Consider the following 24,806-nt stretch of genomic DNA (forward strand, 5'->3'; position numbering starts at 1 on the left):
CTCGCCGGGCATATTGCCGACGGGTGGTTTCGGTCCAGGCCATCGTGAACTCCATCGAATCTTCGCAAATCCGAAGGAATCACAACCTGTTGAAATCACCCACTTCTTTTTGAGGCAGCCTCTTAGACGCCAGCTTCGAACCCCCTCCTAGGCTTTACGATATGGACCGAATGCCGTCCATAATCAGTCGTGTGCTGAAGTGGCTCGCCGATGCGGGCGACGGCGTAACCTTCTCGACAGTGTTGACGGCCCGCTCGCGACTGCCCGCGATATAGCGGCAAACGGCATCCCAGTCGTCGGCATGGCTTTGGACATGACAGGCCTAATGATGTGCACCGTGGCGGGTGAAGACGAAGGGATGCCAGAAGCGGTCGACAAGTCCATCTTCGATCGCAGAAGTCTCGCGGAATGGGCCGACGCCTATCCGTACCGTTACGCCGAGGCCGGGCTGAGTGCTGAGGAGCTCATAGCCGCCACGGCCATGCTCGGCGTACCCTCGTTGCCGGAAAGTGCCATCATAGTCTCTGGGGACCTTTCGCGGATGCCGCCGAACATGCTCACGATTGATGGAGCCCTGGTAGGCGCATCGCGTTCCTTAGCGACAGTTCCGTCGTTATCTTGGCTTCGTTCTTCGATTTCGGCCGCACGTCAAGGCGACGGCAGTGCAGCCGCATGGATTCCCATCGCGGCCGGAACATACTACATGGATCCTCTGTCTCTACTGGCAGGCGATTTGGAGCAGGTTCTCACGGATAGATCAATCGCTCTTCACACGCACGCATCAACACCGTCCGCGCTTGGTTCGGCCGACCTCGTGATAGTGGGCGCTCACGGCGGCCTGGCCGAACACAACGGCTTCTTCCGCGGCTTGAGCGACGACACACAGGAGCCTCTCGACTTTGCACACTTGGTTGATGCGGTGCGTAACAGTCGAGTTGCACTGCTTTTCGTATGTTCAGGCGGGCGCTTTGACAGACACCCCGAGAGTGGCGCTCTCGCTGGCCTTGCGCATAAACTCCTCGATCTTGGCCTCGATGCCGTGGTCGCGCCGTCTTGGCCGATCCCGTTTACCGTCGCCCGACCATGGCTGGATGCCTTCCTCAGATCTTGGAACGATGGTTCCCCCATCATGGAGTGTTATCGAGCAGGCAACGATACTGTCGCGCGAGAAACCAGCCATGATTTCTCGCGATCCTTGGCAATGGCATTGTATGGGAATCCGTACATCACCCGCTAGACCAACATGCCTTCGACGAGGTGATGATAACCGACATGGTGATTGCCAAGGCCGTCTGCGACCCAGGCTAAGGCCGCAATCAGAGCCGGAACGCTCGAACCGTACCTCGATGGCTGGAAAGTAACAGAGACAGAATCACAGTTCCCGCGACAGTCGGAGTGCAGCGATACGACCGCGAGATGAGACTCTGGGAAAGGGCGGGGAAGGATGACCTACACCGAGTCTGAAGTGACCCTGGGGACCGAAGAGGCCTTTCCGCTGTCCAAAATCTCAAAGCTGCATTAACGCAAACCGAGAAAATCGTAGTGGTCATGGATGATTGTGACGGTCGCGACGCTATTCAAGCTGTTCGAGCCGATATCGCACTAGGGACGAGAACGTTCATCCGTTTGATGGATCGCAGGGCAACGCCGGACGCCGCGCCAAGAGGGTGAGAAAGAGGAGACTCTCGATACAAGACGGCGGTGATTTTCATCGGCCTCGCCCAAATCCGACTACCCACTACTTCACAGTGCAGAACGCCATACGCTCGGTGATCCTGGTTCCGTCTTCCGCAACTACGGCAATCCAAGAGCGATTGCCGATCCGGACGGTGAGCCGTGTTCTACCTGCATCCGCGCCTTCGCCTCGCTCTATCACGCTGCGAACGAGCCCCTGCTGCATCTGACGGCGGAGGGTTTCGGTCGGAACACCGAACCGATCGGCTAGAAAGACGGCATCTACCGTGAAATCTTTGATGTCGATTTGATCGGCCATCATCTGCTCCTCACTTGGTAGCGGAGCCTAAAGAAAACAGCTCCGCCATTTCGGGTGACCATGCAGGCTCGTAGACGAGCTCCACAGTGACCCGAGGAACCCCTTCCAGCGACTCTACGCGCGTCTTCACCGCATCTGCGAGAAAGGCCGAGGCGGGACAGAAGCGGGTTGTCGTTGTCATCTTGACGCTGACCGCCCGATCCTTGTCGATGGTGACGTCGTAGATCAAGCCTAGATCTACGATGTTCGTTCCGATCTCCGGGTCTTCGATGTCTCGCAATGCATCGAGTACTACGTCGGATGTTAACTCAGGTTTTGGCATTGGTCCCCTCCAGCGGCGTGCAACGGATCATGATGCGGTAGACCTTTCCCGTCTCGTCGAAGTTACCGATCCATTCATGACCACGCTCTTTCAGTTCGTTGAAGAGAAAGACGGGTTCTCTGTTGAGCAACGCAAACATCACTTCGCCGCTGTCCATCATTTCGAGCCTCGCGAGTATTCGCTCCATCGGCTCCGGCGGCGGAAGGTCAGTCAGATCCAGATTCCAGACAGGATCAGGCCACAGCGCGTCGGGTGCAGACGCCTCTTCGGCCGTGCCCTTTGGGACGAAATCTATCTCCCAATCGTCGTCAGCAATACGTCGGGCTGTATGATCGAAGCCGCGGTCCGTGAGCTGGCGTATTAGCGGCCGGGGCTCGAAGATCGCTTGGAGGCGAACGCCTTCGCCGGGCTGCAGGCTGGCAAAAGTATCCATGATCAGTTGGAAGGGCATTCCTCCATCGCGGAGTATCTGTCGTACGTCGAGTTCACGAAGCTGAACCATTGGCGTCACCTCTGTGGTTGCCGGCGAAGAAGAAGGCCGGGTGTTTGAATGGACTTTTCTTTGTATCCGCATCGACGCACGCCAACGCACGGGAAAGTGCGAGTTCCACGGCGATGGCACCCGTCGAAAGGGTTTGAGCCAAGGCGGCGACGCGGAAGACACCGTCTTGGGAGAAGAGGATCGCAGCAGCCGCCACGACGACGGCGCTGTAAAATATTGTAAACCAGACCGAAGCGCGACCGCCGTGGACCAGATCTGCCAGCTTCGGCGTTGGCCGACGTCCAAGAAGCGGCCCGAACGCCTCGATCCATGTCAGGAAAGGGACAATCTTCAAAAGCTGGGCCAGGCCAAGCCCGGTCAACCATCCAAAGACAAAGAGGTAGGCCAGCGAGACGAATGTCCTGTCGTCGGCGCCAGCAAGCATGGCTACAGGGAAAAGGGCGGCACTGACGCCAAACATGACGAAGGCAGGGAGCGACCAGTAAGTGTTCACTTCGAGCACCTTCCTCCGCCGGGTCCTATAGGCATGCATCAGTTCGACAATGTACGCCCCGCCTGCCAGCAGAAAGAACGCAGCGGCAAGGAGTCCGAAGGCGCGAGCGAGGGTTTCGTCGACGGTCAGAGCGCACGCCGACAGGGCAAGAAGACCGAGGACTGCAATGCAACTGTGAAGAAGTATTTTCGAATGTTTCATGTCATCCGAAAGCAAGAACATTGGAAGTAATTTGTAGCTGACTCCAACAGCGGCGAAGGTCATCCAACCAACCAAGCCGAAACCGGCATGTAGTGGGACTGCCGCAACGACGAATGTCACGACGGTAGGAACGCTTACAACACCTGGAAGGACGATTGCGAACAGCGCACCCAAACCTACCGTGGCCGCGAGACTTGCGATACCGATCAGGACGTATGGCGATGCCTCGTGAGCATACCGGCCGCGCCAGAGCAAAGAAAAAAGCACTGCCGCGATCGACAGGATCGAGGTTAAAAGTACTGCGGCCGCACCCGTCATCGTCGGCCCCGCATATGACGAGCCGGCATCGATAAGGCAGAAGCCAGAGAGCAGGAGAACCAAACCTAGCATGATGCCGCAAAGCACGAACAGACCCAGGTTGCCTTTAGGGAGTTCAAGGCCCGTCAAGACAGGTCCGAATTGCAGGAGTGCGCCAATCATCAGCAACAAGAGCCAGCCGATAGTGGTTGAATGCACGATGATGAGAGCACAGGGTTCTATAACGCCGAGAGACGGCACCCAGCCCCCTGCCGCAAGCAGACCTTCTGCAAGCAACAGAAAGAAGAGGGCCGCTGCGAAGTAGGACATCGTCCACCGCGACAGGCTCGTCCCCATGGGCATCATCGTGCTTCTCCTATCCTAGTGGCTGCCGCAGCAGCAGTCGCACCCGGCGTCGAGGCGAATAATTTCGACCCGCCAAACGTCTGGCCCCTGCTCGAGATACTCCCAGGAAAATTTGCCAGGCAATGCAGTCTCGAGCTGGTACTGAAGCGGACGCGGTTCGTGGTCGCTCGTAATGTGCAGCATGTCTCCCGGCGTCAGTGTATGGAGTGTGCCAAAGATCCGGGGGTGACGTTCGCTGGGAGGAAGAATGCGAACGTCAATATGAGGGATTCCGGCAGCTTGGTTCAAGTTCTCGGACATAAAACTGAAATTCCTTTTGGTCGCCGCTTGAAGTTCGGTGACGGGCGGCGGCACGCCACGATGTCGGATCAAACGATAGCCGCCGACGAGCTGGCGAACTTTGACAGCGGACAAACTTCACGAAGGTTTCCTTCATTCTTCGATGCAGCTCATTGACATATGACAAGGAACGCCGAGGCGCCCGAGTTCATAAGGAGGCATGATTGAAACAACGGACAAGATGATGTCGAAGTATCTGGTGGCCAAGTACGGCGAAGCACGCCTTCCTCGTTATACGAGCTATCCGACCGCTCCCGCTTTCGGAGAAGCTGTCGGCCCCGAACAATATGCAGCGGCGCTGAAGGACGTCGCGCGGGGCGATCCCGTGTCGTTATATCTCCACGTGCCATTTTGCAGATCGATGTGCTGGTACTGTGGCTGTCACACCACGATTACCCAGAAGGACGCTCCGATCCTTGATTATCTGGATGTCATGAGCCGGGAAATCGAACTGGTCGCGAAGGCCGCAGAGGGAGGCATCCCCGTTCGAAACGTGCACTTTGGTGGCGGCACGCCGACCATCATGAAACCGCACGAATTTGCAGCACTTATGAAGAAGTTGAGGACTTCCTTCGACTTCGAAGACGATACCAGCATCGCGGTGGAGATCGATCCTAGAACGCTCGACAGCCAGATGATTGCAGCACTCGGCGAAAATGGTGTGAACCGTGCCAGCTTGGGAGTCCAGAGCTTCGACCCGGTCGTACAGAAGGCGATTAACAGAATCCAGACCTTCAACCAAACGAAGGCAGCGGTTGCTGGCCTGCGAGCCTATGGCGTGACGAGCATCAATTTCGACCTGATCTATGGATTACCATTTCAAACCGTCGACTCGTGCATAGAAACGGTTCAGATGGCGGTCGAACTTCGCCCAGAGCGTTTCGCAGTCTTCGGCTACGCGCACGTTCCTGCCTTCAAGAAGCATCAGCGCTTGATCGACGAAACCGCGCTTCCGGGCGCGTCTGAACGCAATGAGCAGGCGGAAGCGATAGCCCAGGAACTCGTTGCCGCAGGCTATGTGCAGATCGGTTTGGATCACTTCGCATTGCCTGACGATGAACTTGCCGTTGCCTCCACTAAGGGACGGCTCCACAGAAATTTCCAGGGCTACACTACCGACGACTGCAGCACTCTGATCGGTCTAGGTGCGTCGTCGATCGGCCGTCTCACCTCAGGCTATTATCAGAACCATGTGGCGATAGGACGATATACAGAAATGGTGGCGTCCGGCATTCTTCCGACCGCCAAAGGCTACATACTCACCGACGAAGACAGGTTGCGGGCTCAGGTCATCGAGCGCCTAATGTGCGACTTCGAGGTGGACGTTGCCAAGATAAGCGGCAAGGCTGGCTACGAGGTCGAATTCCTGCTCGACCGCAACGAACGCCTTGAAGAACTCATTCGAGATGGCGTCGCCGTCGCCGTCGACGGTCGGGTGTCCGTCACCAAGGACTCGCGGTTCATGGTACGCGCTGTTGCAGCGGCCTTCGATGCGTATCTCGGCGCATCTGGCAGAACGCATAGCAAAGCCGCCTGAGCCCCATCTCAACCGTTGGTCCGCACCTAGGCAACTGAAACTTACCCCACACGAATCTTCGCGGTGGGGTAGGTTCTACGTCCTACCAATTTTGGTACGCTGTTAGGCATCTCCGCACCGGCGAGGGCGACAGCGACAGCGAGCGGATGGTTTTCTCGATACGATGCTTGGTAGAACTCGAAGAAAACGGCGCTCGCAACCGGTACCTGAACTACATCGTCACGGAGCCTGGGACCTAGCGGCAAACTTGGTTTGAAAGAATGCGCGGGGTCGCTAATCGGCTCTACTGGCGCTTCGTCCTGATACGGAATGAGCCAGGATACCGTAGAAGACGTGCGGAGGTTCTGAGAGAACGGGAAGCTCGTGCGTCGAAAGAGACCCAATCTCCCACCAGTCGGGCTGGGCTTGTAGAAGCGACCAGGCCTTCATGCGCTCATCCCGCCAGAGATCATTATCGGGAAACTCCTCGAAAGCCCCGTCGATCAACACGCTTGTCCAGCCGGAGGTCGACCGCTGCTCGACGTGGAGGCAGACCTTGTCGTTCTCTCTCATCCAATCGAGCTTCTTGCCCGGCATCGTGAAGCTATAGGCCATGTTGCCGGAGAAGGCGAAGTAGATGGCCGCGATGTAAGGCTGTCCATTTTTGCAGCACGCAAGGTGTCCGAAGCGGGTATGCTCCAGAATCTCGTAGCATTCGTTCGGGCTCAGTTCGCGTAAATGCATCGACATGACGTCTTCTCCTCGGATGGATCTGCCTCATTCAGCGCAACGAACGAGCGCAATCTATGCAGAACGGGGTGTAGGGGACGGCGTGGAGACGTTCTGCCCCGATCTCGCTCCCGCACTTCACGCATTTTCCGAAGGCGCAGTCTTGAATACGAAGCAAAGCGGCGTCAATAGCAGCCATCTGTTCGGCACCCTCGAGCTGTAAGCCTCGCAGAACCTCGTTATTCTCGACCTGCGTTGCTCGTTCGCCGCTGTCTCTGTCGAGCCTAACAGACAAATCAGCTTCGATCGCTGAGGCTCGCCTTTGCAGATCGTTCTTAAGGGTCTTCAAACGTTCGGTTGCCTGCTGAGTATTCATTGAACTTGTTTCCTCAAAAAACCAAACCCCGTCCCACGCCGCCCGCCATGTGATAGGCCATCGAGATGTCGTTGATGACCCTTCGCACGCCTTTCACGTTTTCTGCGGACACCTTCGCTGCTTCCCGTCTGGACGGGCTCTCCAACTTCCCGCGCAACGTCACGACGCCTTTCGAGACGGTGGCCTTCACATCTTGATGGGTTAGTCCGAGTTCAAGCTGTAGGCGGTTCCTGACGGCCATGGATAGGGCGTCGTCACCAATTGGGATAATGTCGTTCGCGTACATGGTCAGTGCCTCCGTTGTGCCGATTGGCATCAAACATGAGGAGTGGACGCACAGCGTTGATGCAAATCAAACCGAAGAACGATTGCGACCGTCGGCCGTATCGAAGGCTTTCAAAACATGTCGGGTACTGTTCAGGAGCGTGTCATTCAGGCGGGAGATCTCAGCAAGGCCAACGTTCAACTTCTCTTGGAAGGCCTCGAGGTCCGCGATGAGATCGGAAAGGACACGTGTGCCGAGCCTGCCGGCCTCGACCTTTCCCATAACACGGATGGCCGCCAGTCCCGTCGACAGTCGTTTCATATCGCTGGCGGCTCTTATGAACTCGGACGTTTCCCCCTGGATCTTGGCAAGGCCTTCGAACGACCTCGTCCAAAAACTTGAGGTCTGGCTGTCGAGGCAGGTCGTCTCCTCGATCCTGTCGATCCTGTCGTCGAGGACTTCTTTGAGGAAGGCCGTGGACATCTCACGTTGGAGCCGCGCCGTTCCGATAAGGAAAGCGCCGTGCTGGATGGCTTCGGCGACCTTTCGGGCGGAGATCGAGAAGGTTTCCAGTGCAGCTTCGATTTCGGTCGCGAGCGTACCGTAGTTCTGGGAGATCTTTCCAATCGCCGCTCCTGAACTTCCGAGACGTCCTGAGTGCACGATCAGGTTCATAGGAACAAATCGATGGTTCGCATATGCTACCATGATCTCGCGAGCGATGCCGTACAGCCTCCTGGACGTGCTGCAGAGATCTTCAAGCAGTTCGACCAAGCCGTTGCGGGAGCGCCCGATCTTGTCGTCGCGGGCGTTAAGCTCAGCGAGAAGACTGCTCGCCATGAACGCGTCATAGTCTTCGAAGCTATGTTCCTGAAGATGCTGCATAAGCAAGCTGGCGCTCTGCTGCGGCGAAACCCTCTCACGCTCCTCTATGCTAAGTAGTCGCTCGTACGCTGATTTGACAATCTCAAAAAGCGGACCGGATGGTTTCAGCCGAACGGACAGATATCCGTCCTCGATCGACGTCACGATCGCGTAGACCCAGTAGTGGTCCCCGTCCTTGGCTCGGTTCTTGACGTAGGCGCCGGTGGGAAGGCCCCGCCGAATCCTATCCCACATCAGCCAGAAAACGCCGCGTGGCATGTCCGGGTGTCGGATCACGTTGTGCGGCTTCCCAAGTAGTTCCTCCCAGTCAAATCTGCTTATTCGTCGAAAGACGCTGTTCCCCGAGCAAATCTTGCCACGCTTGTCGGTTCGCGAAAAAAATAGTTCATCGAACTCGAAGGGAACCTCAGCTTCATTGTGCTGGCTTTTCATGCTGCGCGTCTTCCGTATAGCGGAGAGAAACTTCTCGTCCCCCATTTCTGGGGGTAAAGCATGAAGAATGCATTAACCGAAAATGATGGGGCTAGGATTCCGCTCTACCCCTGACGCGGTCGATTAGCCGCTGAACGTTTTCGGGTGCTACCTGTGGAATGATCCCGTGTCCCAGGTTGAAGACCAGTGGGCCGTTGCCAAGGCGCTCCAAGATTGCGTCTACGCCTTCATCAAGAGCGCTTCCGCCGGCCGCAAGCCGCATGGGATCGAGATTGCCCTGAACGGGTCCGTCCTTCTGCAACTCAGAGGCGAAGTCGAGTGGGACGGTCCAGTCAAGGCCGATGGCGTCCGCTCCCGTCTTGCGGCGATATTCTTTCAGCATCAATCCTGCGCCCTTTGGGAAGGCTATGATCTTCGCCGAAGGGCGTCTGCTTCTGATGGACTCGATCATGCGCGCGACCGGTCTGACGGCGTACGCCTCGAACTCTGGTCCGCCTAAAACGCCTGCCCAGGAGTCGAATATCTGCACCGCGTCGGCACCTGCGTCGAGCTGAGCTACGAGATACTCCGCGGAAACGTCGGCCAACAGCGTGAGCAGCCGTTCGAACGCCTCTGGATGCCGATAGGCAAAGAGACGGGCAGGGGCCTGATCGGGAGTGGCCCTTCCGGCCACCATGTACGTTGCCACCGTCCACGGGGCTCCACAGAAACCAAGTAGGGCCGTGGGTGCGGGAAGCCTTATCCGGAGGGATTCCACCGTCTGAATAACCGGGCTGAGGTGAGCAAAGATGCTCTCGGCGCTCAGGGTCGCGATTCCGTATTCGTCGATCGGATCCATTACCGGGCCGTGCCCCTCATTGAAACGGACATGCCGCTTCAATGCATCCGGAATCACGAGAATGTCGGAAAACAGGATGGCTGCATCGAGCCCGAACCGACGTATCGGCTGCAAGGTGACCTCCGACGCGAGTTCCGGATTGTAGCATAGCTGCAGGAAGCTTCCGGCCTGCGCTCGCGTTTCCAGGTACTCGGGAAGATAGCGACCGGCCTGCCTCATGAGCCAGATCGGGGGAGGCGAGAGGGTTTCGCCGTCAAGGACGCGAACAAGATTTCTGCGCATGCTCGTTACCTTTACGCGGCTTCCACCGCAGCCGCTGCAACGTCAACGACAGCCATCTGTCGCTGGTTCATCGCCTTCTTGATCAATAGAATAAACTGGCGTTCGGCCTGTATGTGCTTCCGCATCGCGCAGAAAAACGACCCCAATAGATATCCTATTGCGTCCCAAGATAAGCGGCAGCGGCCATCCTTGAGCGAAGTGAGTACGTCGACCACCTCGCGTGCGCTCTCAAGATCGCTGATGCGCTCTCGCCGTCGATGCTCCTCTGCGTCAGATCGCTCGGCTGCTGCCAGAATGTGATGCAGCCCCTCAGACAACACCTGCTCCTCCAGGTGATGTGTCGCCTGCACCAGCGGTATGAGACCGTGCGTTAAGGTGTCGCAGAGCCTCTCATCGAGATGACACGGAAGGAAGTCCGCGATCGCCTCGAGAAGATCGCACCATGACATGAGCTGGCCGTAGCATGCTTCGAGATCCGCGAAGCGGCGTATCTGGAGGTTTTCCATGTCCTACCTCTGAAGAAAGAGACTTGCAGCGATAGCCACCGCGGCAACAACCGCGGAGACCACGCCGGTTCGCTGCAGCACGCCCATGCGATAGAGGGTGATTGCAAAAATCACTATTAGAGGGGTAGCGATCGATAGCCCGATCTGAGCATCTGTCATGACAGTCTCCTTTTACGGAGATCATAGAGCGATCAGGGACGCGTTTCTTTGAGATCGGTCAAAGAGTGGGCGGAATAGCCGCAACGCGTGAGATGGAGGGGCCGGCTACTCTGAACACTGGCCGACCCGCAACTGTCCAACGCCTCAACTTTCGGACATGCAAATCTACCCAGTTTGAAGTTAAGGGATGATTACGGGTATTCGTCACGAATGGTTGAAACGTAAACTTCGACCATGATGACGACTTGTGGTTCAGGAAACTATCCTGGCACGCGACCAACCCCTGGGTCGCGCGACTGAAGCGGCATCCGGCGGGAACGTCCCACCTCCGCCGAAGGACCATGAAGCGGTGCTCCGCTCCGCCCAGTCGACGTCTTGGGTCGCCTTCCGGGTCGGGGCTTTCGCCCCGACGATCCCTGCGCTGCAAGCGCCTTCTTGTGGTACTCCTTGTTCAGTCCGTTCCACTCCGTCCATACATGCCTCGAACCATTCCTCACAGGTAGGTCAAGGGTGACATGGACAGAGCCGTTCGTCGGCACCGTGACGGTGCCATCGTTGGAACGGGGTAGTCTCTCGGAGCAGCCCATCGCCCGGCGGGCGATGGTAACGGATGCGGCATCATGGACGCTCAAGCCGTAGCGGCGAACGAACTTCACGCGACCAATGATGGAGGTGTAGGCGGGATTCACCTGCCGATGACCGACGCCTCGGCGCAGACAGGCGGAGGCCAACGCGGCGTCGAAAGATGAATAGGCGAAAGATGAGAGCATTCGAGCGTAGCGCGCATCGTTCGAATCCTTCAGCGCCGTCTTCTTTTTCGAGAAGTCGAGCCTCTCGCTCACCACCGAAACACCAAAGCGCTTTGCGATCGCAGCGACCTCGGCAGCCGCCTTGCGGATCGTGTCCTTCGCCTGGTCAGCCGGCTTTCCGTAGGTAACGCAAGGGATGTTGAAGGCTTCGACAGGGTTTCCCGAAGCGTCCACAACGGAGACAGAGACGTGGCCGGCATTGAGGTCGACGCCAAGAGAGCCACCGGAGAAATCCGCGGCCTTGGGTTCCGAGCGATCGTCGACGGAGACGTAGACTTTCCACGATTTCTCGTCGCGAAGGAACTTGACCGTCACGGGCCGACCGGCATCAATGGCGCGCTGGATTACGACGTTGCCATGGTTGAACGACAAACCAGAAAAGTCGACGCAAGAGATCGTGGAGCCGGCGAAAGCGAAGGAGCGCGTCGCCCGTTGCGCAAGCTGCTTCGGCAGCCGCAGTTCAAGATCAAACTTACCACCGGCGCGCTTACGAAGACGGGCAAACTGGTTGCCGCTCTCCCTTGACGAGTTCCCATCGAGCGTCATCTGTGCCGACCGCTTCGACGCCCAATCCTTGCGCCAGTCGCTGAGCTCGCTATAGCCGTTCTCTTGCAAAGCAAACTGCGCCCGGAAGAACTTGCGCGAACCGAAGCACAGCGCCGGCTGCGCCGCCTGCCGCTGGGCTTCGACCCTCCGATGCTCAAGGATAGCTCGGCGTCGCTTGTGCTGGTGCAGCGCCACGCGCAGTGCATGAATGCGTCGACCGATCGATGCTGACGCCGCCGTCTTCGCGTGAAGCTCTGAGAGGCTGTGCTTGAGGGCGGACAAGTACCTTCGATGCAACGAATCCTTCGCGGCAGCGACGTTTCTCTTGAAATGCGCGACCCTCTCGCCAAGGATTCGAAGCTCTTCCGGGAGTTTCGATCGCTGCGCAATCGCCTTCGCAAGGGCCTTTTCCCTGCGTTTGATATCAGTTCGTTTGCTCGCGACCTTCGACGCCAGATCCTTGGCGCGTGCGCTAGCAAGCTAGGCTACCGACTTCAGCTTTGCCTGAAGCTGGCGATACGCCATGTCGAGATGCGTCGCCGAGAGGCCCAAGCGTTGATAAAACGAGACCTTGAGATCTCCCGTCCATCCACGACCCGCTTTCAGCTTCGCGAGAAGAAGCCGTTCGGCGCGGCTCATGAGAGCGGCATATTCGTCGAGAACGACGGCGTGAGCGGGTCCATCGCCCTCGCGCAGATCCAATCTCGTTTCGAATGTCCTGATCAACCTATGCCACCCAGAAAACCAACCTTAGAAGAATGGTCCGGGCAAAATCCTCGGCCGCAAGCGCCTTCGGTAGGAATCTTTTCAGGGCGTTTCAGCGCCGCTTCAACCATATGTGACGAATACCCAAGATTACCGTCTCACCACGCTCGCGTTTGCCTTTTGACAAAGAAGCGCGAAAAAGGATCTTCTATTCCGTTGGTCATGACATTGATCGCCGATACATCTCAAGGGACCTCTATCGAAGAGGCCCACGACGACCTGCTAGTCTGGATCCTCGCGTGGAGCGAGCTTGCCGCATTTGGCGCCCTTCTCGTCGCCTTTGTCGTCGTTTCCTGGCTTCATCCGGAAGAAGTTGCAGCGGGGCGAGCTCGTATGACGCTTGTCGTACCCGCCTTCAACACTGCCATCCTTCTGCTGAGCGGCTGGGCGGCGGCGGTCGCCGCAACCCCGGTGCCACTGCCCAAGCGGAGGATCGCCCTGTGCGCGGCCTCTGCAGGAGGATTGCTTTTCGTCGCCCTGAAACTATACGAGTACAGTCTGGAAGGTGCGTCGCTGCTTTCGGACGACGCTTTCTCGACCCTCTACATTCTAATGACGGGTTTTCATCTCGTCCACGTCCTCTTCGGTTCGCTGGTGCTGGCGCTGCTAGCCCGCTTTCCTTCCCCCCAGAACGTCCATCTCATGACGACGCTGTGGCATGTCATCGACATCGTCTGGCTTGTCATGTTTCCGATCGTGTACCTGATATGAAAAGCAGTATCCGTTCCAAAAGAGCGACGACGCGGGCGCTCGCGATCCTTCTTACCCTAAGTGCGTCCACAGTCGGCCTGACACTGGCATTTGGACGCGGCGGTCTTGCTCTCGCCTGCGTAATCGCGGTTATCGCCGCCTGCAAGGTAAGGATAGTGGCGCTCGATTTCCTCGGTTTGCGTAACGGCCAGGCTACGATGTTTATCGCGATAAGCGGGTGGGCGGCGATCCTGCTGCTAATTGCGCTAGCCCAGAGACTGCTTTCATCATAAAGAGCAGATCGAACTCAAGAAAAAGCATCGCATTGCGATTGACAGAGGAAGTCAAAGCGCCATTTCTATGAGCGATCACAACCGGTAACGACGGCGTGTTCGAGGAGGAATTGGCGCATGCGGACAGTGTTGTCGCTCTGTCTTTTGTTTTGGGGTCTAGCGACAGCGGTGGCGCAGCAGGCGCAAAGCTATCCTCCCGACATGGCGGAACGAGTGCAGGCATGCACTCCTTGTCATGGACTCCAGGGCCGCGGAACCAACGACCCGTATTTTCCCCGTCTAGGGGGCAAGCCAGCCGGCTATTTGTACAACCAGCTTGAGGCCTTCAAGAACGGGCGGCGTAAATATCCGCCCATGAATTACTTGCTCGCCTATCTGACGGACGACTACCTAAGGCAATTCGCCGAGTATTTCAGCGACCAGCGCCCAGAGCTTCCAAAGCAGACCCCCCCTGACGTCAGCAAGGAAGTCCTTGATCACGGCCACGCCCTAGTGACGCAAGGCGATCTGGATCGGTCCATTCCCGCGTGTGTCGGCTGTCACGGCGGTTCTCTCACAGGCCAGGCGCCCGGAATTCCGGGACTTCTCGGACTCCGGTCGAGCTACATCAGTGCTCAGTTAGGGGGCTGGCGCTACGGAACCAGAACCGCCACGGCTCCTGACTGCATGCAGATCGTTGCTGGCCATCTCACTGAAAACGATGTTCGAGCCGTAGCCGCATATCTGGCCACCCTCGCACAACCACCCGGCTCGGCCCCGTCCCCCGCTGGATCGTTCGCTCTTCCCTTCGCATGCGGAAGTCAGCCCGACGGAGGGAAGCAGCAATGAAGCTGAGGTTGAACGGAAACACGACCCTGCTAGGCGCGTCGGCTGCCCTTATGCTGGCCCTGCTTCCTGCAGCCGCACAAGATCCGCCCAGCGACCACCGTTCCGACGTGGTGAAGAAAGGAGAGTATCTCGCACGCACTGGCGACTGTGTAGCTTGTCATACTGCTCCTGAGGGAAAAGTGTTCGCTGGTGGGCGGGCGATGCCTACGCCGTTTGGGACGCTGTTCGCCTCAAATATTACGCCCGATGCGGAGACGGGAATCGGGAAATGGTCTGCGGACGAATTTTACGGAGCCATGCATAGCGGACGCTTTCCGGACGGAGGCCTGATCTATCCCGCCATGCCGTTTCCATCCTATACGAAGGTTACTCGCGAAGACAGCGACGCGATATTCGAGTACCTCAAGTCTCTGCCACCAATCCGTCAGCCGAACAGACCTCACGATCTGAGCTTCCCCTACAACAATCGGTCACTCATCCTCGGCTGGCGGACGCTCTTCTTCAACGAAGGCGAGTTCAAACCGAACTCGCAGCAGTCCGACGAATGGAACCGCGGCGCGTATCTTGTCGAAGGGCTCGGCCACTGCGGTATGTGCCACAGCCCGATCAACGCTCTCGGCGGAACGTCGGAATCAAAGGCATTCCAAGGTGGCCTGATACCGATGCAGGACTGGTACGCACCGTCGCTGACGTCGAACAAGGAAGCCGGTCTTGGCGATTGGTCGATCGAAGAGATCTCGGACCTTCTTCAGAAGGGAGTGTCGGCACGAGGCGCCGTCTATGGGCCGATGGCTGAAGTTGTTTACAACAGCCTCCAGTACATGACGGACGAGGACACTCGTGCCATGGCGGTCTATCTGAAGAGCATCGCTCAGGATCAGCCGGAAGCTCCCAGTTCGTCGGTTAATACCACCGAGGCCAGTCTGTTAATCAGCCTCGGGAAGACCGTGTACGACCGCGATTGCGCAAGCTGTCACGGGGGGAAAGGCGAAGGCAAGCCGCCACATTACCCGCCGCTGGCCGGTAACCAGTCGATCCAGATGGAATCGGCGGTCAACGGGATTCGAATGGTCCTGAATGGCGGTTATCCGCCGGCGACTTTGAAAAACCCAATGCCGCACGGAATGCCGCCATTTGCAGTGACGCTCTCGGACGACGAGGTCGCTGCCGTAGTGTCCTATATCCGCACGGCGTGGGGCAACAGGGGCACGCCGGTGAACGCCGCCGATGCCAACAGACTTAGATCGGCACCACTGGAATGAGGGTAAGATGCTGAATTCCGATCCCGGAGCTGCGCCAGATGACACGGCCGTCGAAGCGATAGTCGCGCGAGGTCCGAAAGGAGCCATTTGGGTTGCAGGCATTGCGACCGCGCTGGTTCTGTTCATGTGGTTTTTGTTCTACTTCCTCGTTTTCGTCCCCCGGAGCGGCTGATGGCGACAGTTCATGAAAAGGGCATGAAGGTTGCCGAGCGCGTCGAGCGCACGTGGGCGACCATATCAGTTCTCATTATCGTTTTTCTTGCTGGGATGGCAGCGTTCGCTGGCATCCACCAGGCGACGATGCCGCAGAGGACCGTTGAAACGGTCGACCCCACCACGCTCCACCTCCAGGGCGAGTTCATTGAATCCAATCTTGGAAGCGCGGTCGAGAGCGATGGATCTGTAACGGTCCGGGCGGTAGGGCAGCAATACTCCTTCTCCCCACCTTGTCTCGTGGTCCCGGCAGGAACGCCGATCACATTCAGGGCTACAAGCGCCGACGTCGTGCATGGGCTGCTAGTGCAAGGTACGAACATCAACACCATGCTGGTCCCCGGCTACGTGTCTGTTCTGCAAGCCTCATTCCCATCGCCGGGCGAACATTTGATGCCCTGTCAGGAATTCTGCAGCGTTGGGCATGAGGGAATGTGGGGTAAGGTAAAAGTGATAGACAAACAGGAATTCCTCGCCGAGGTCGCCGACAAGAGGAGATTGTCCTGTGCTCTTTAACCGCAAACTCATTCTGGCGCACTTTTGGCTGGCCTTTATAGCTTTTGGTGCGGCGCTCCTTCTCGGGGCTTGGCAGATGTACGTCCGCAGTCCGCTTGCCAACTGGGTGAGCAATCCGGAATGGTACTACCGATCCTTAACGGCGCACGGTACCGTTATGGGGTACGTATTTCCTACCTTGGTCGCCATGGGTTTCGGGTATGCGATCAGCGAGTCGTCGCTCAAGCAGAAGCTCGTCGGCGCTCGATGGGCATGGATCGGCTTCTGGCTTATCGCAGTCGGAGCGGTAGTCGCGATGGTTCCAGTCGCTCTGGGCCTGGCGTCGGTGTTGTACACCTTCTATCCGCCCTTGATCGGTAGCCCGTTCTACTATCTCGGCGTCGTGATGGTGGTGGTGGGTTCATGGATCTGGGTGGCGCTGATGTCGGTCAATCTTCGGATCTGGAAGAAGGCCAATCCGGGCGTGCCGGTTCCGCTTCCGATGTTCGCCAACGTCGCAGGATCCTACCTGTGGGCCTGGACGGCAGTCGGAGCCGCGTTGGAGCTTCTGCTGCAAATCCTCCCAGTGGCATTGGGATTGAAAAATACGATCGATGCCGGGCTGGCCCGCGTATTCTTTTCGTGGACCCTGCACGCGATCGTGTACTTCTGGTTGATGCCGACCTACATCGCCTATTACACTATCGTGCCGAGAGCTATCGGCGGCCGCGTGTACAGTGACACAATGGCCCGCATTTCGTTCATCCTTTTCCTCATCGTAGCAATGCCAATCGGCATCCATCACGCCTTTGCGGATCCTCAGGTCGGCGCCGGGTTCAAATTCATTCACTCAGCGTTCACCGCGCTGGTCGCCCTTCCGACCTTGCTTACGGTATTCACCATCTGCGCCTCGGTCGAAATAGCAGCGCGGGCGCGCGGTGGCACCGGGCCATTCGGTTGGATCAAGGCGCTTCCCTGGCGCAATCCGATGATGCTCGCCGTAACCTTCTCCTTCGTGATGCTAGGGTTCGGAGGTGCTGGCGGTCTTATCAACATGAGCTACCAGCTCGACACGACGATCCACAACACGCAATGGATCACCGGTCACTTCCACCTTATCTTTGGTGGAGCGATAGTTATCATGTATTTTGCAATCGCTTACGATCTCTGGCCCCATCTCACCGGCCGACCCCTTGCCAGTCTGGGCATGGTCCGTCTTCAGCTCTGGCTCTGGTTTATTGGGATGATCGTCACGACGTTCCCTTGGCATTATGTCGGGATTCTGGGAATGCCGCGCCGAATGGCATACTTCGACTTCACAGATCCAGCCCTTGCCAACGAAGCGATAACGGTAGTTTTGTCGGCGATCGGCGGTTTCATTCTCGTTGTATCGGGTATCCTCTTCATTACAGTGCTAGTGCGCTCGCAGCTTCGCCCATCCGAACCATCCGAGGAGTACCGGTTCGCGCTGGCAGTACATCCGCCGACCAGAGTACCGGCTCTTCTGAATAGCTATGGACTGTGGGTGGCGCTGATGATCGGATTGACGGTTACAAACTACGGGTACCCGATCTTGCAGCTCGCTGTAAGAAGCGACACCTCGGTGCCCGCAGTTTATGTTGGAGAGAAGTGATGGCCGAGCCGGACCTCGGAAAGATCAACATCAGATGGACCTTCACCAGCGTCGCGTTGACTGCCGGCATCTTTGTTGCGTCGGTGATCTTGGGGTTCGTGTTGCTTCCGAATCTGGAGGCTGGGCAACAGGCTGCAAGTCTGTGGGACTCGATCTGTCGTGCGGCCGGGGTGCCCCGCGCCAGCGAGACAGGAGAGACAGTGAAGCCGGAATACAAGACCTCGCTGGTGAAGATCTCGTCAGCGGTATCAAGCGTCCGCGACGATGCAGCGATCGGTCGTGGTGCAACGCTGGCGCAGCAATGCGCGATCTGCCACGGACCAACGGGCGTGAGCCGAGCCGACTCTCCGAACCTCGCGGGCCAGTACGCGAGCGTGGTCTACAAACAGCTCAGAGACTTTAAAGACGGCGTACGAGTCAACGCAATCATGTCTCCATTCGCATTGAACCTGTCCGAACGGGACATGCAGGACCTGGCTGCCTATTACGCCTACCTTCCGAGGTTGCCGGGATTCCATCCGGCAGGAGGAAACCCTGTTCCTCGTATCGTGGCAAGCGGAGCGCCTATCAGGGGAATCGCTCCATGCGGGTCCTGTCACGGGAGTATCGAAAATAAGCTCGGCAGCCCGTGGCTGGAAGGTCAGTCTGAGCTTTACCTGAAGACCCAGCTAGCGGCATTCGCCTCGGGCGCCCGTGAGAACGACATCACGAGGCAAATGCGAAACGTCGCTCACGCGATGACCCCAGAGGAAATCGAGGCAGCGGCGAAATATTACGCTAACAAGCCGCCGCCGGTGCAGGCGACAGAATAGCCGATCTACGATCGATTGCGAAATCACGTCGTCATGCAGCGGAATCGATCGCATTGATGAACGCGTCTGCCATCGGGGACAACCTCCAGGCCCTTATCCACATCGCTCGTTTCCCAAGCATAAGAACGCCCCGTGGCTTCCGGCAAATTGCCGCGCTGATTGCGAATCCACAAAGACCTCGTTCCGAAAATCACTCATCCCGTGATGACGAGCCACTGTGCTCGATTTCCGACGTCAAGGCGGCTCCGCCAATGACTTGAAAGGATGATCGATGGCTGAACGCCTCACTAAAACCGCGGCCCGAAACGTGTTCTACGGCGGTTCCGCATTCTTCTTCGCAATTTTCGTGGGCCTCACGGCCCATAGTCACTACTACATCCGGACTGTGTCTACGGACGAGGCGACCCTTACCGAGGGCGTGGCCCGCGGAAAGCGTATCTGGGAAAAGAACGCTTGCATCAACTGCCACACCCTCGATGGCGAGGGCGCCTACTTCGCGCCGGAGCTGTCGAACGTCTGGATACGCTGGGGCGGCGACAAAGATCCCGCAAGCGCTCGTGATGCACTTCACGCCTGGATGGCGGCTCAGCCGTCTGGCATCGAGGGCCGCCGGCAGATGCCGCAGTTCAATCTGACGGACCAAGAAGTAAACGATCTCGCCGACTTCCTCGAGTGGGTCAGCAAGACCAAGACGCAGAACTGGCCGCCGAATCAGGCCGGCTGAGCGACGCAGAGGGACAATCAATATGAAATACAAGACTCAAAGCGTGGCCATGCTCTACTTCTATGGAGCCCTCGGCCTTTTCATGGCGCAGCTACTCTTCGGCGTCATCGCGGGCACGATCTACGTGCTTCCGAACACTCTATCCGTCGTCCTTCCCTTCAATATCGTCCGAATGATCCATACGAACGCGTTGATCGTTTGGCTTCTAATGGGCTTCATGGGTACGACATACTTTCTCATCCCGGAGGAGTGTGAAACTGAGCTCTACAGCCCGAAGCTGGCGATCGCTCAGTTTTGGATCTTCCTGGTGGCCGCTGCGGTCGCGGTCGTTGGTTACTTGTTCCACATTCACGAAGGCCGCGAGTTTCTCGAACAGCCGTTCGCAATCAAAGTGGGCATTGTCATCGTCGCGCTGATGTTCCTTTTCAACATCACCATGACGGCGCTGAAAGGCCGCAAGACGACGATTACCAACATTCTGCTCTTCGGTCTCTGGGGCGTCGCGATCTTCTTCCTCTTCGCTTTCTATAACCCGGTCAATCTGGCGCTCGACAAGATGTACTGGTGGTACGTAGTCCATCTCTGGGTAGAAGGCGTTTGGGAACTGATCATGGCGTCGGTCCTCGCGTTCCTGATGATCAAGCTGAACGGCATCGATCGCGAAGTCATCGAAAAGTGGCTCTACGTCATCGTCGGTCTTGCCCTGTTCTCGGGTATCCTCGGCACGGGCCACCACTTCTACTGGATCGGCGCTCCCGGCTACTGGCAGTGGATTGGTTCGCTCTTCTCCACGTTGGAAGTCGCCCCGTTCTTCACAATGGTCGTCTTCACCTTCGTCATGACGTGGCGAGCCGGCCGCAAGCATGAGAACAAGGCCGCGATCCTGTGGTCGATCGGATGCTCGGTCATGGCGTTCTTCGGCGCGGGCGTGTGGGGCTTCCTGCATACGCTGTCGTCGGTGAACTACTACACCCACGGCACGCAGGTTACAGCAGCTCACGGCCATCTCGCTTTCTTCGGCGCCTACGTAATGCTGAACCTTGCCGCGATGGCCTATGCCATCCCTCAGATCCGAGGTCGCGCTCCGTACAATCAGTGGCTCTCGATTAGCAGCTTCTGGATCATGTGCGGCGCCATGTCGGTCATGACCTTCGCGCTGACGTTCGCGGGCGTCATCCAAGTTCACCTGCAGCGCGTGCTTGGCGAATCCTACATGGACGTCCAAGACCAACTCGCACTTTTCTATTGGATCAGACTTGGCTCGGGCGTGTTCGTCTTCATCAGCGCCATCATGTTTATCTGGTCGGTGCTGGTTCCAGGTCGCGCTCGCCTTCCAAACATTGCAGCTCAGCCCGCCGAATAGGCGGGCCTTCCCCAACTGGAGACTGAAATGACAATAGCTCTGAACTTCCCGCTGACGCCGAAGTCGGAAATCCCTCACTACTCGCCGCAAGGCAACGAATGCGCGCTCTTCGAGAGCGCATGGACCCGGCAGTTGCCGGTGCTGCTGAAAGGGCCGACCGGCTGCGGCAAAACGCGGTTCGTCCAGCACATGGCAGCGAAGCTGGGGCTTCCAGTTTCGACAGTCTCCTGCCACGACGACCTTACGGCCGCTGACCTGACTGGCCGCTATCTCTTGAAGGGCGGCGAGACGGTTTGGGTCGACGGGCCGTTGACGAAGGCCGTGCGAAACGGCGGGATCTGCTACCTCGATGAGATCGTCGAGGCACGTAAGGACGTCGCCGTCGTTCTCCATCCTCTGACGGATGACCGCCGAATCCTTCCGCTGGAGCGGACGGGCGAGATTCTCGAAGCGCAGCCGGCCTTTATGGTCGTCGTCTCTTACAATCCGGGCTACCAGAACTTAATGAAGGCTCTAAAGCCGAGCACGCGCCAGAGGTTCGTCTCGATCGAGTTCGACTTCCTCCCGCGTGACAAGGAGATCACCACTGTCGCGATCGAAAGCGGACTTTCGGAAGCCAAGGTCGCGCCGCTGGTCGATCTCGCTCGGCGGCTCCGCGTTCTGAAGGGGCAGGACATCGAAGAGGGTGTCTCCACCCGTCTCCTCATCTACTGCGCGACATTGATCGAAGCCGGAATGCCGGTCGCAGACGCCGTTCGCGCAGCTATCGTGGAGCCGCTCACGGACGAGCCGGACGTGAAGGCCGCACTCCTTGAAGTGGCCAAGGCGACGTTTGCATAGGATCTGAACATGCTGGAATTTCTGGAACTCGAAGAGACCGTCGGGCGAGCCTGGCATCGCATCGTAGGCGAGACAAGCTCGTGGCCCCATCATCCTGACAAGGCCGTCCGTCTTGCCGACGTCCGGGCGCAGCTCTCGGTCTGTTTCCGGGCGTTTGGTGGGGAGCCGACTCTTCAGATCCAGAAATCCCGGCAGAAAACGAGTTCTCACCGGCTTCGTCTGCGGCAGGTCGTGGGCTTGGGAGAAGAGCGAACCGATCATCCGACTTGGGACAACTCAGCGCTCCATCTCCCCGCAGTTATCGACGTCTTCAACGACCGCTGTCTCAACCGCGATCTCTACTTCTGGCTCGCCGGATACGTCGCGGTTGCCCGAACGGAAAACGTACCCGCTGACCCGGCGCTCGCTGACATGGCTCGAATCGAGGCGGGTCGAAAGAACAGCAGGTTAGTCGTCACGACTTTTCCAGGAATGGCTGGTAGATACGCACGACTCGCCCACGCACTGGCTTCCAGCCGTGCGCGAGGAAAGCTGCCTCTAGTCGAGGCTCGCGTCGAGACGTATGCCATGACCGCTCTCTCGTTCTCTATCGAATACGACCTTCCGGAAGACGCAAGGCCGGCCATAAGCGGCGCACCGGCGGGCTATCTCCCTATGCTGTCCGTTCCGCTTTGGCCTGATTTCCGCGGCAAGATCGAGCTCCAGCCCACCGACAGGGACGATCAACCGTCGGAGTCCGTTGAACGTGAAGGCGGTGAGAAGAACACGCATGAGGCTAAGCGACAAAATGACTCGGACGACCGCAAGCGCGATCCCTTCATTTTGAACCGGTTCGAGAAAATCTTGGCAATGGCAGAGATGATTAACGTCGACCGCCCGACCGACGATAGTGAGGACGACGAGCCGTCCGCGGCAGAAGAGCTCGACGATGTCGTGTTGAGCCAGACGAAGGAGAAGCCAAAATCGAAGTTCCACTTCGATCTTGATCTCTCGCCGGAGGCTGCCGATACATCGCGGATCGAAGCGGAGTTCGTCTACCCGGAATGGAACTTCAGGAAGAACGAGTATTTGGCGGATCATTGCCGCGTCCTCGTAGGGACCGCCGAGAGCGATACGGCAGGGCCATTGGAAACCGACCAGTCGGTCGTGCGTAAGATCAGAAAGCAATTTGAAACCCTTCGTCCCAAGCGGGAGATACGGCGCGCCCAGTTGGACGGTAACGACCTCGACATGGATGCTGTGATCCGGTCGCGTATCGACCTGATGGTGACCGGGCAACCAAACGACTATATCTACGAATGCGCGCGTCCCGCCACGCACGAACTCGCCACTTCGATCCTTGTAGACGTCTCCCTGTCCACCGATTCCTGGGTGAACAATCGACGGGTGCTCGACGTAGAAATGCAGGCACTCGATGTGCTTGCCCGCGGCCTTGACGCCTGCGGAGATCGGTTCTCGATCGAAACTTTCACATCGCGTCGCCGCAACTGGATCCGCATGGAAACTATCAAGCGTTTCGATGAGAAGTTTACAGTCACGACCGCGCGCCGCATCGGCAGCCTAAAGCCGGGATATTACACCCGCATGGGCGCCGCCATCCGCCACGTCTCAAAGCAGCTCGACAAGCAGTCGACCCGCAAGCGGCTGCTGATGATCCTGACTGACGGCAAGCCAAACGACGTCGATAACTACGAAGGACGCTTTGCGCTCGAAGACTGCAGGCGCGCCGTCTATGAAGCGCGCGCCCGAGGTCAGGCCGTCTTCGCTGTAACCGTAGATCGGAACGCGGAAGACTACCTTCCGGCTATTTTCGGCCGCCAAGGATATGCGCTGGTGTCGAACATCGCCAAGCTGCCCAGCGCGCTGCCTGCGATCTACAGGAACCTCACCGCTTGATGAGATACACTATGCCGATGCTGATCCAGGTCAAAGCGGACAACGACATCTTTCGATAGGTGGAAGCTTGCAAACCTTACAGGAGCTGCCTCGATGTCGGGTAGGCGTGGAAGCCGGTTTTTCTTCAACGTTCGTTCGGAATCGACGCTCGTACGAGACGCCACCGGCTGCGTTCTGCGGGACGTGGAGGAGGCTATCTCCGCAGCCCTTGTAGCCGGGATCAAAATGGTCTCTCCGCTGGGCTGTCGGAATGCCTCGCGTTTCGAGATCACGGACGGGAAGGGGACGGTCGTTGCGACCGTTCCGATCGTCCCTGATAATTGACAGCATCTGGCCGTGCGGAACAACGGCCGTTCTCTCCCAACGCTGTATCACGCGACGGCCAGATCGCGCTGCGTGCTTGCTGAACGGGAGCGTCTATGAGCGCAGCCTTTTGTGTCAGATGGGCCCATTCCGGCGGGCCTTCTGACATTCGGGAAAAGACCTCGTGACAAAACGTCTCTATCCGCGGCTAGTTGTTCTCGGTTCGCTTGTCACACGGTTGCTGATCCGTCTCACGGATCAAGGTCTCGAACCGGGCGTTGCGACCGGCGTCGAAAGACCTCATCGACAACAGCGTCAAAGAATTCGAGCGCGTATTGCTGTGCGGCGACTTCATCGTCAGGCGCCAGCTTCAGCGGGTGGCAGCGCTCCCGAACCATCCGCTCGATATTCTCCCGCAGTTTGGCAATTGCATTAGCATTGCGGTGCGCAAGCGTGTCCTCGACACAAACAAGGGCGATGGATTCGAGTACGATGAGCTTCCCCTCGATCTCGCCTGCGTGTTTCACTAATTCCGGGACAGCGATTCCGGTAATTCGCGGACAGCGATTTCAGTAAATACGGGACAGCGATTCCGTATTCCGGGACAGTCTCGGACGTGGATTTAAGATCGATTTTCGCAAGCGCCGTTCTGGCAGATTGCCTCCTCATCATCGGTTGAGAGGGGCCATGCCAAGACGGAAGCAAGGTATCCGTACGCTGAAGGCCGCGGAACTGCCGCGCGCGCGAATGTACGGGTTGATGTATGGTAAGGCTGGCGTTAGGCGATAGGCTGGTCCTGCGCCTTTTCAGGCTCACGGAGCCTTTTCCATTGC

General features: G+C 57.9%; 26 protein-coding genes. 12 read left to right on the top strand and 14 right to left on the bottom strand.

Annotation, left to right across the window (positions count from 1 at the left end):
* The first annotated feature begins 337 nt into the window (after positions 1-337).
* A complete protein-coding gene (locus GVL52_RS27010) occupies positions 338-1,237 on the top strand; it encodes a CHAT domain-containing protein (RefSeq protein ID WP_160012502.1) in 900 nt (299 codons plus the stop codon).
* A 501-nt stretch (positions 1,238-1,738) separates the two neighbouring features.
* Here GVL52_RS27010 and GVL52_RS27015 read toward each other — a convergent pair.
* The 5 genes from GVL52_RS27015 to GVL52_RS27035 are packed head-to-tail and all read right to left on the bottom strand — an operon-like array spanning position 1,739 to position 4,474.
* A complete protein-coding gene (locus GVL52_RS27015) occupies positions 1,739-1,993 on the bottom strand; it encodes a DUF6522 family protein (protein ID WP_200847912.1) in 255 nt (84 codons plus the stop codon).
* A 10-nt stretch (positions 1,994-2,003) separates the two neighbouring features.
* Positions 2,004-2,315: a metal-sulfur cluster assembly factor gene (locus GVL52_RS27020; RefSeq protein ID WP_160012504.1), complete on the bottom strand. Its 312-nt coding sequence runs from the start codon at positions 2,313-2,315 to the stop codon at positions 2,004-2,006.
* Positions 2,302-2,817, bottom strand: coding sequence for a DUF2249 domain-containing protein (locus GVL52_RS27025; protein ID WP_160012505.1), 516 nt, complete (start codon positions 2,815-2,817; stop codon positions 2,302-2,304). Before GVL52_RS27025 ends, GVL52_RS27020 begins: the two co-directional genes overlap by 14 nt.
* Complete coding sequence (locus GVL52_RS27030) at positions 2,801-4,138, bottom strand: hypothetical protein (protein WP_244619306.1); 1,338 nt, start codon at positions 4,136-4,138, stop codon at positions 2,801-2,803. Before GVL52_RS27030 ends, GVL52_RS27025 begins: the two co-directional genes overlap by 17 nt.
* Positions 4,139-4,189: 51 nt before the next feature.
* Positions 4,190-4,474 carry a DUF2249 domain-containing protein gene (locus GVL52_RS27035; RefSeq protein WP_160012520.1) on the bottom strand — a complete coding sequence of 95 codons (285 nt, stop codon included), beginning with the start codon at positions 4,472-4,474 and terminating at the stop codon, positions 4,190-4,192.
* A 223-nt stretch (positions 4,475-4,697) separates the two neighbouring features.
* On the opposite strand from GVL52_RS27035, the gene hemN reads away from it, so the two are divergent.
* Positions 4,698-6,050, top strand: a complete 1,353-nt coding sequence (gene hemN, locus GVL52_RS27040) for an oxygen-independent coproporphyrinogen III oxidase (protein ID WP_160012521.1) — start codon at positions 4,698-4,700, stop codon at positions 6,048-6,050.
* Between the two features lie 273 nt (positions 6,051-6,323).
* Here the strand turns inward: hemN and GVL52_RS27045 are convergent, their stop codons facing one another.
* The 8 genes from GVL52_RS27045 to GVL52_RS27075 all read right to left on the bottom strand — a co-directional run bounded on the left by GVL52_RS27045 (position 6,324) and on the right by GVL52_RS27075 (position 12,138).
* Complete coding sequence (locus tag GVL52_RS27045; protein ID WP_160012507.1) at positions 6,324-6,779, bottom strand: pyridoxamine 5'-phosphate oxidase family protein; 456 nt, start codon at positions 6,777-6,779, stop codon at positions 6,324-6,326.
* A gap of 31 nt (positions 6,780-6,810) precedes the next feature.
* The gene (locus GVL52_RS27050) at positions 6,811-7,134 is read right to left on the bottom strand and encodes a TraR/DksA C4-type zinc finger protein (RefSeq protein ID WP_160012508.1); all 324 of its coding nucleotides are present in this window, start codon (positions 7,132-7,134) and stop codon (positions 6,811-6,813) included.
* A 13-nt stretch (positions 7,135-7,147) separates the two neighbouring features.
* Positions 7,148-7,420 carry a BON domain-containing protein gene (locus tag GVL52_RS27055; protein WP_160012509.1) on the bottom strand — a complete coding sequence of 91 codons (273 nt, stop codon included), beginning with the start codon at positions 7,418-7,420 and terminating at the stop codon, positions 7,148-7,150.
* 66 nt (positions 7,421-7,486) lie between these two features.
* Positions 7,487-8,716 carry a PAS domain-containing protein gene (locus tag GVL52_RS27060; protein ID WP_160012510.1) on the bottom strand — a complete coding sequence of 410 codons (1,230 nt, stop codon included), beginning with the start codon at positions 8,714-8,716 and terminating at the stop codon, positions 7,487-7,489.
* Between the two features lie 91 nt (positions 8,717-8,807).
* Positions 8,808-9,836, bottom strand: coding sequence for a uroporphyrinogen decarboxylase (gene hemE / locus GVL52_RS27065; protein ID WP_160012511.1), 1,029 nt, complete (start codon positions 9,834-9,836; stop codon positions 8,808-8,810).
* Positions 9,837-9,847: 11 nt separating this feature from the next.
* Complete coding sequence (locus GVL52_RS27070; RefSeq protein ID WP_160012512.1) at positions 9,848-10,342, bottom strand: hypothetical protein; 495 nt, start codon at positions 10,340-10,342, stop codon at positions 9,848-9,850.
* 3 nt (positions 10,343-10,345) lie between these two features.
* Positions 10,346-10,501: a hypothetical protein gene (locus GVL52_RS30520; protein WP_200847913.1), complete on the bottom strand. Its 156-nt coding sequence runs from the start codon at positions 10,499-10,501 to the stop codon at positions 10,346-10,348.
* A gap of 260 nt (positions 10,502-10,761) precedes the next feature.
* Complete coding sequence (locus GVL52_RS27075; protein ID WP_244619307.1) at positions 10,762-12,138, bottom strand: IS200/IS605 family accessory protein TnpB-related protein; 1,377 nt, start codon at positions 12,136-12,138, stop codon at positions 10,762-10,764.
* A gap of 645 nt (positions 12,139-12,783) precedes the next feature.
* On the opposite strand from GVL52_RS27075, the gene GVL52_RS27080 reads away from it, so the two are divergent.
* From GVL52_RS27080 to GVL52_RS27125, 10 genes are all read left to right on the top strand, one after another.
* Entirely contained in the window at positions 12,784-13,332 is a 549-nt protein-coding gene (locus GVL52_RS27080) for a cytochrome c oxidase subunit 3 (RefSeq protein ID WP_160012522.1), read from the top strand.
* Positions 13,333-13,721: 389 nt separating this feature from the next.
* Positions 13,722-14,432: a c-type cytochrome gene (locus tag GVL52_RS27085; protein WP_200847914.1), complete on the top strand. Its 711-nt coding sequence runs from the start codon at positions 13,722-13,724 to the stop codon at positions 14,430-14,432.
* 50 nt (positions 14,433-14,482) lie between these two features.
* Positions 14,483-15,694: a cytochrome c gene (locus tag GVL52_RS27090; protein WP_160012523.1), complete on the top strand. Its 1,212-nt coding sequence runs from the start codon at positions 14,483-14,485 to the stop codon at positions 15,692-15,694.
* Positions 15,695-15,865: 171 nt separating this feature from the next.
* Positions 15,866-16,423 (top strand): cytochrome C oxidase subunit II, encoded by a 558-nt coding sequence (locus tag GVL52_RS27095; protein WP_160012513.1) that lies wholly within the window; start codon positions 15,866-15,868, stop codon positions 16,421-16,423.
* Complete coding sequence (locus tag GVL52_RS27100; protein ID WP_160012514.1) at positions 16,413-18,035, top strand: b(o/a)3-type cytochrome-c oxidase subunit 1; 1,623 nt, start codon at positions 16,413-16,415, stop codon at positions 18,033-18,035. The genes GVL52_RS27095 and GVL52_RS27100 overlap by 11 nt, the downstream gene beginning before the upstream one ends.
* Positions 18,035-18,847 carry a cytochrome c gene (locus GVL52_RS27105; protein ID WP_160012515.1) on the top strand — a complete coding sequence of 271 codons (813 nt, stop codon included), beginning with the start codon at positions 18,035-18,037 and terminating at the stop codon, positions 18,845-18,847. The genes GVL52_RS27100 and GVL52_RS27105 overlap by 1 nt, the downstream gene beginning before the upstream one ends.
* 271 nt (positions 18,848-19,118) lie before the next feature.
* The gene (locus tag GVL52_RS27110; protein WP_160012516.1) at positions 19,119-19,571 is read left to right on the top strand and encodes a cytochrome c; all 453 of its coding nucleotides are present in this window, start codon (positions 19,119-19,121) and stop codon (positions 19,569-19,571) included.
* A gap of 22 nt (positions 19,572-19,593) precedes the next feature.
* The gene (locus GVL52_RS27115; RefSeq protein WP_113363225.1) at positions 19,594-20,934 is read left to right on the top strand and encodes a cbb3-type cytochrome c oxidase subunit I; all 1,341 of its coding nucleotides are present in this window, start codon (positions 19,594-19,596) and stop codon (positions 20,932-20,934) included.
* 27 nt (positions 20,935-20,961) lie between these two features.
* Entirely contained in the window at positions 20,962-21,774 is an 813-nt protein-coding gene (locus GVL52_RS27120) for a CbbQ/NirQ/NorQ/GpvN family protein (protein WP_160012517.1), read from the top strand.
* Between the two features lie 9 nt (positions 21,775-21,783).
* Positions 21,784-23,670, top strand: coding sequence for a nitric oxide reductase activation protein NorD (locus GVL52_RS27125; RefSeq protein WP_160012518.1), 1,887 nt, complete (start codon positions 21,784-21,786; stop codon positions 23,668-23,670).
* 554 nt (positions 23,671-24,224) lie between these two features.
* On the opposite strand, the gene GVL52_RS30655 is transcribed toward GVL52_RS27125, so the two are convergent.
* Entirely contained in the window at positions 24,225-24,500 is a 276-nt protein-coding gene (locus GVL52_RS30655) for a hypothetical protein (protein WP_210254115.1), read from the bottom strand.
* Between the last annotated feature and the right edge of the window lie 306 nt (positions 24,501-24,806).

This window comes from Rhizobium sp. 18055 (assembly GCF_902706285.1).
Taxonomy (GTDB): Bacteria; Pseudomonadota; Alphaproteobacteria; order Rhizobiales; family Rhizobiaceae; genus Rhizobium.